Source organism: Gammaproteobacteria bacterium, from assembly GCA_003696665.1.
Classification (GTDB): Bacteria; Pseudomonadota; Gammaproteobacteria; order Enterobacterales.
In genome coordinates this window covers 1-1,262 of sequence record RFGJ01000391.1, presented here as the reverse complement: position 1 = coordinate 1,262, position 1,262 = coordinate 1, and the positions used below count along the sequence as shown (strand labels likewise).

The window sequence follows — 1,262 nt, the reverse complement described above, 5'->3', positions numbered from 1 at the left end:
GTGATGTTGTTGGTTGTAAAACCAGCACTTAAGACCTTGAGATTTGCCGTGGTTTGGGTAAAGGGGGTTGCGCCGCCGGGGTAGTCGACGGTTTCAGCGCCGGCAATGGTCGGGGTCAGTGATAAGGTATAGTCAGCGGTATGAAAGGTCCAGGTTACGAGGACATCGTCACGGGTCCAGGCCGCCCCGGTTTTAACGGCCGTGACAGCCTCGATAATAGAAAACAGGGATGTTGCCCCATCGTTTAAGGCAGCTCTCAGTGTTTCAAATTTGAACAGTGGTGAATCGGAGGAAAATGGGGCTGTTGATTTCAAGGCCTCCATCGTAAATGATGAGGCCACAAGGTTCCCATTCCCATCCAATAGTCCCGATTTCACCACCACGGCATAGGCTGCCCCGGGTGTGAAGGGTGTCTTGGGCAAAAGCTTTACGACACCGGATGTAAAATCATCCAGAATAATAAAATCTGTTTCTGTACGGATTTCCATGCTTGCAAGAAAACCTGCCGCGGATGCCAGATCATTGACTGCAAGTGCGCCCAAAAAATTTGGCAAATTGGGGTCGTCCGTTCTGAAAACCACAAGATTCAGCGTATTGCTGTTGACAGCTCCTGTTACTGGCAAGGTGAGGAACATGTTGGGTGACAGGCCGAGCAGATTTGGCTGAGCGTTGATGATCTGCTTAAGTTGGTCCAATTCGGAACCATCATTGGCAAGGGGCAGGTTAACGCGTGGATCGTTGTCTGCCGCCCAGGTCAAATCATTGGGGAGGGGAAGTGTGCTGGCATCAAACCGGGCAAAGACTGTAGGTGTTCCATCAGCGTTGTGGTAGGGGTCGTTGGCTGTTTGGTAGGTATTGCTGTCACCGCCACATCCGCTCAGGGTAAATATGATGAAATTAAAAACTAATAAAAATTTAATAATCCGAGGAAACATGGTGACCTCCTTGTGGGGGATTTGGTAAATGAGGGGTATGCTACATTCATACGTGGTGGAATCGCTCTGTCAAGTTGGGGTTGTGAAAAAAAGAGCTGGTTTATGTTCTAGGCGCATATTCTATAAAACAATATTTTATTTTGTGCTTGCAATACCCGGGTTCAGCCGGATAAAATCGCCGCAGCTTTCGCCCGCAACACTTTTTCAGGAGGAGACATGAGACACACACGAAACCTGGTTCTAACCCTGCTGGCAATCGGTTTGCTGGCAACCAGCGCCTGGGGCGCCGGCTTTGCCATCATCGAGCAGAGCGTCTCCGGGCTGGGC

At 50.1% G+C, this 1,262-nt stretch carries 1 protein-coding gene; it reads right to left on the bottom strand.

Going from position 1 to position 1,262, the window contains the following annotated elements; translation table 11 throughout:
• Positions 1 to 935, bottom strand: a 935-nt coding sequence (locus tag D6694_10070) for a hypothetical protein (GenBank protein ID RMH40440.1), incomplete at its 3' end; no start/stop codon positions are given.
• Between the last annotated feature and the right edge of the window lie 327 nt (positions 936 to 1,262).